Origin of the sequence: Exiguobacterium sp. SH5S13, from assembly GCF_004337085.1 — a bacterium.
Taxonomy (GTDB): Bacteria; Bacillota; Bacilli; order Exiguobacteriales; family Exiguobacteriaceae; genus Exiguobacterium; species Exiguobacterium aurantiacum_A.
This window is the reverse complement of the sequence record NZ_SJUS01000048.1, coordinates 1-4,893: the sequence shown is the minus strand read 5'-3', so window position 1 is coordinate 4,893 and position 4,893 is coordinate 1. Positions and strand designations below refer to the sequence as shown.

Below are 4,893 nucleotides of genomic sequence, written 5' to 3'. Positions count from 1 at the left end.
TCCATCGCGTCGAAATCATACATAGTGATGACGACAGTCATCGGATGAGGAACCGGAAATCATTGTTTTCGGCAGAAGTGTAAAAGGCAAACGAGCAAAAAGTGTCAAAATCAACTTGACGTCTACAGACGCTTGAGGTGATTCCCATTGCGTCATCGTTTCGAAAAGTAGAATGGGAAAATGATTTCATTAATAGACGATGAAGATGACCTGATTCCACGTTATGACTACAAAATTAAAATATAAATTTGTAGTCATAACTCGAAAAAGGTATAATTAGATTGAAGGAAGGTGTCATCATGAACTCAAATACAATCATCGTGAACAATATAAAAACATGGCTACAGGGTAATCAAAAGTCGCAACAATGGTTGGCCCAAGAAATCGGGGTCAGTAAGGCATTGGTCGGTCATATGTTAAATGAGAGCCGTGTCATCCAACCACAACGTATCGTTGTGATCGCGAAGGCATTAGGTGTATCGGTCAACGAATTGACAACTGATGATTCAATGAGAGAAGAGCGCATGACGGTCGAGTTGCGCGGGACACTCTCAAATCGACGGTCCAAAATGGAGCTTGAGCGTCTGAAATTTGCGATAGAGGATTACGTCGGTCTCAAGGGTGATTTATGATGAAGCCAACTACAAAATTTGCGGAAGACACGGCAGAAGCGTTTGCAGCCGACTTTTTAGAGCAAGTTATTGATAGCCAGGTCTTCATTGGCGCTTATATCGAACAGGTATTGGCTAAACGCGCAAACCTCATCTTTCAATATGTCGAGGACGACTTGTATTATGGTGTTGCGATCAAGCATATGTCTGGAGAAGAGTTCATCGCATTGAACTCTTACCAACCGCTGCGCATGCGCTACTTTACCGCGGCCCATGAACTATGGCACTTGTCTGAAGCGAGCGAATGGCAAGTCGATGGATTCGATCACGAGCGGGCGGCTGACCGTTTCGCAGCTGCGATCATGTTGCCGAAGGGTACGACTAAAGAAGTGTGGGAGAAACTGAAGGATAGCTATGATACGAAGTCCGCCATCATCTATTTGGCAGATATGGCCCAAGTCCCATATGTCTCGGTCGTCCGACGACTCCGAGAACTCAATTATCGATTCTCTGAATTGAGTGAACAGGAAGCCGATTGGCGCGAGGAACGGAACCGTCTCGGGATTGCCCCGAGTCCATTGGATCAAGCCCAACGCTTCGAGTCATTTGTAGCCTATGAACAAGGGGTCGTCAAGGCAGTGGAAGAAGAACGGTTGACACGGTTGAACGCTGCCAACAAACTCTCCGTCTATCGACCGGATCTGGCTAAAACGTTACAGGAAGATGAAATCAGTCGTCTACAAGAGGACGTGACCTATGATTAAGGAACCGGTGTTCATCGATGCGAACATCATCATTCACGCGGCAAGTTTTCGACAAGCCGATGTCTTCGATTGGATCAACAGCCTGTATGGACAAGTCCTTATCCATGTGGAGGTGTTGAATGAACTGAAGACATTTTCGGTAAGAGATAGGGTCGACGCGTTCATCAACGACGGGAAGTGGGTGCTGTTCGATCCTGAATCGGAAACAACGATTGCGACAGATGAACTCTATGACCTCTATCTCGTTTATCTGACAGAAGTTCGCCTTGCGTTTCAACAACTGGACGAAAAGAAAATCAGAGAAGGACGGCCACTCAAACATACGAGCGACTTAGGTGAGATTCATAGTCTTGCTGCCGCGAGATTGATCAGCGCTGGATTGATATGTAGCGATGACGCAGACATTCGAGAAGTCATCACAGACGCTGAACTGTACATCGTAAACCAAGAGGAACAGGAAACACTCATTCGTCAGCATACCCTCCTAGACTTCTGTATACATTTGAAGCGATATGAGGTCGTGAAGAGGAGTCAGATTCGAAAGTTTTTCAAGACGATTCGTCCCCATGATTTAAATGTGCTTGATCAGCACATGGATGATACATAAACATACGATGTTTTATCATCAAGACCGAAAAGTACCCAATCTGCGTCGAAGTATGACGAGTCTTGGGTACTTTTTTCATATTAGTTACTATCCGATAGCTTGTTTCGCTCACGTAGGACCGCGAGCTCGATCTGTTCCTGTAACCGGTTCTCGAACGCCTCTTTTTCACGACGGAGGAGCTGCACTTCCAAGTGAAGTTTTTGATTCTCCTCTTCAAGTTGGTCGCTTCGTCTCGTCCGTGCCTTCAACTCGTCAAGCGAGTCCATCAGATTTTTGTTTTGACGATTGAGCTGGCTGCGCTCTTGCTCGAGCTTCTTAACTTCTTCCTCTAAGTTAAAGACTAACTTCTTCTGTGTTTTTAGTTCTTCTTTGAAAGAGGCACGTTCGGTCTCGAGGACGTTTTGAGCATTCTGTTTCTCGGCAAACAGAAGTTCGACCTGATGTTGAAGGGGAAGTAATTCCTGATTGTGGGCCGCGACTTGACGTTCATAGTCCTCTTTAAGCTGTTCCGATTCTATGATGATGCTTTGTTCAAGCTCATGAACTGTCTTTTGATAACGGGAATGGATTCGTTCGTGTTCCTTTGTTTGTAGCTCAAGACGCGTCGCACGTTCATTGAAAAGCGCCTTCACTTGATTCAAGGCCGCTTCGAGAGCATTATTCTCCTCACCAATCAACGGATCTGGCGCTTGCTTATCGGCTAAGGTGATCAGCTCTTCAAATAATTGATTCGTCGACAGCTGCCGCTGTTCCGACAACCGCTGGATATGTTCTTTCACCTCTTGTGAGACTCGAAAAGAGGTCACTTTAGTTTCATTGGACTGCACAGCATTCACCACTTTACCATTTAATAGATTTCTCATTTAAACGCATATAAATCGCGCTCATCTCACTTCCATTTTCGCGTATTTGGTACGCAAACACAAGATGAGGTGTTGCTAACAAGCCAATTCCGTTTCGACGTCGAAATGTATACACTCTCTTTTTATATTCTTCAGTTAGAGTCAAATCGATTGTCAAGAAACAACACTGTTCTTGTAAACTTTGTATACATGGTGAAGGATTCCCATCATTTTTATAACGTTGATTACATGACAGATGTTTTGTATACAAAAAAGTACGTATGGATCAGGATGCGTATTTGGTGAGTCTAAGCGTTATAGGATTGAGGTTATGAAGGTTTCGACGTTCTCATCAAGGACCCTTCCAACAATCGGGACTCTTCCAAGAGTTCTTTTAGTGTATCGCTGTAGGGGTTCAATGAGATTTGGTTATGTCCGATGCTTCCAAAACTGAACGAACGCTGCATCAACACGCCGAGGAATGTTAGCTTGTCCGTACTCGTATAAAACGAAACGAATTCCAGATCAGCATTTAACCGCGACAAGAGCGCCGTCTCACGTTCTCGAGGAGGCAGTTCCTCAAAGGCTAAATCACCTATCGATCGATAATAGGCGTCACAAGACCGTGTCTAGGTCTTGTGACTTTTTGTGTTTTGAAGCAATAAAGTTTTCAATTCCTATGCTTTAGTAAGCCACTTAATAGTTTCACTTGAAAAACTTGAAATGCGACTAATAGAGTGATGAGTTGTAAAAAAACTACCATAAATTTCGAGCGTGTAAACATGCTTTCACGACGAATAACCCATTTTGAGTTCTGATTGATAGGGTCGACATATAATTGATTCGCACTTGAGATAATTAGTCTATTTTTGAGACTCGTTATATATATTAATTAAAAAGGTTATGTTAGCCCCAGCTAGATTGAGAGCGTATTGGGTCAGATAATCCGGAGTATTGACAATCGTCGCGCCCTGACCATGTCCTGTGTTATTGTTTCTGACTGTCGGCAATCCATCCAGCGTCGCCCGAAGTGAGGTAAGCTGGGTTTGATAATAGCTTGGAAGGAACTGATTGTCGAAGAGTGCCTGAATGAGTGCGGCGGCCGTCCCTTTTCCTGTCGGCCATCCATTGGCTTGGCAAATGGTTTTCATCGTGCTCTCGAACGCTTTGGCGGCGGAAGTGATGGCGGCTTTATTGTCACCGTCACGGTATTGTCCATGCGCCTCTAAATACTCATCTAAAGGTCCTGCGAATTGAGCGTTATGCATGAGCAGGAGTGCTGGCTTAATTGCCTCAATATGGAGTAGGGTAGAGTCAATTTTGATGAATTGGTCCTCTACAAATTCTAGTCCGACTCCGTTCTCCCTGAATCTCATATTTAGGGTCTCAATTGTTTCGTGTCCAGATAAACGGTAATCAACAGCGAATTTAAAGAGTAGCTCGATCATATCGATTACCCAGTCACCTTCACTACAATTTATTAAAAATTTTAAACAAGATTGAATAGAATTACTGGGATCACTTCCGTAACCGGGAGCATCGGAAAAATCAAGAAGGCCATGTTCAGCACAAATGTGTTGTCGAACGTCCGAGAATAGCTCACGTTGGTTCAAAAGGTACAATGCGTTGGAAGATGTTGTATAACCATGCCCTGAATTAATCTGATAAACCTCCACCAATAAATGATAGATTTGCTTTCGAAGACGGTCGGGTAGAGTATTGTCATAAGGAAATATCTCAATTTCTTTTTGGTTGTTTCGCTTTGAAAAGAGCATGCCTGTTCCTCCATTATTTATTTTTCATAGTTCATAGTGAGTTTTCTAGTATATAGAAGGATGCTCTAATAATTTCTGAAGGTGATTACAAAATGGCGAAAGCAATCGTTACATTCTCTGTTTCCAGTATACGACAATAGACTCAGATAAAAAAAGAGCCCCAAAATTGAACTGAGCCCTGTTTTTCGGACAGTTTAATAAAAAGTGCGTCGTCTTTTATGCGGCGATCAGATGGCTCCGGTATTGCTCCGGAGTCATTTTTTTTAGGTTCCATTGCTTGCGTTCACTATTGTA

Annotated in this window: 5 protein-coding genes; 3 read left to right on the top strand and 2 right to left on the bottom strand. The window is 43.6% G+C overall.

What is annotated here, in order from left to right:
* The first annotated feature begins 299 nt into the window (after window positions 1-299).
* From EVJ30_RS14790 to EVJ30_RS14780, 3 genes are read left to right on the top strand one after another with little or no spacing between them, the layout of a single operon-like run.
* Complete coding sequence (locus tag EVJ30_RS14790; RefSeq protein WP_131459087.1) at window positions 300-632, top strand: helix-turn-helix domain-containing protein; 333 nt, start codon at window positions 300-302, stop codon at window positions 630-632.
* A complete protein-coding gene (locus tag EVJ30_RS14785; RefSeq protein WP_236636111.1) occupies window positions 632-1,375 on the top strand; it encodes an ImmA/IrrE family metallo-endopeptidase in 744 nt (247 codons plus the stop codon). Before EVJ30_RS14790 ends, EVJ30_RS14785 begins: the two co-directional genes overlap by 1 nt.
* Window positions 1,368-1,982: a PIN domain-containing protein gene (locus EVJ30_RS14780; RefSeq protein ID WP_131459089.1), complete on the top strand. Its 615-nt coding sequence runs from the start codon at window positions 1,368-1,370 to the stop codon at window positions 1,980-1,982. Before EVJ30_RS14785 ends, EVJ30_RS14780 begins: the two co-directional genes overlap by 8 nt.
* A gap of 80 nt (window positions 1,983-2,062) precedes the next feature.
* Here EVJ30_RS14780 and EVJ30_RS14775 read toward each other — a convergent pair whose 3' ends face one another.
* Together EVJ30_RS14775 and EVJ30_RS14770 are read right to left on the bottom strand one after the other, a co-directional pair.
* Window positions 2,063-2,761 (bottom strand): coiled-coil domain-containing protein, encoded by a 699-nt coding sequence (locus EVJ30_RS14775; RefSeq protein WP_131459090.1) that lies wholly within the window; start codon window positions 2,759-2,761, stop codon window positions 2,063-2,065.
* A 926-nt stretch (window positions 2,762-3,687) separates the two neighbouring features.
* The gene (locus EVJ30_RS14770; RefSeq protein WP_131459091.1) at window positions 3,688-4,599 is read right to left on the bottom strand and encodes an STM4504/CBY_0614 family protein; all 912 of its coding nucleotides are present in this window, start codon (window positions 4,597-4,599) and stop codon (window positions 3,688-3,690) included.
* Window positions 4,600-4,893 lie beyond the last annotated feature (294 nt).

Bases quoted from the DNA above. Each gene is read 5' to 3' on its own strand.
- EVJ30_RS14785 (WP_236636111.1), top strand. From the start codon at position 632: ATGAAGCCAACTACAAAATTTGCGGAAGACACGGCAGAAGCGTTTGCA.
- EVJ30_RS14780 (WP_131459089.1), top strand. From the start codon at position 1,368: ATGATTAAGGAACCGGTGTTCATCGATGCGAACATCATCATTCACGCG.
- EVJ30_RS14770 (WP_131459091.1), bottom strand. From the start codon at position 4,599: ATGCTCTTTTCAAAGCGAAACAACCAAAAAGAAATTGAGATATTTCCT.
- EVJ30_RS14790 (WP_131459087.1), top strand. From the start codon at position 300: ATGAACTCAAATACAATCATCGTGAACAATATAAAAACATGGCTACAG.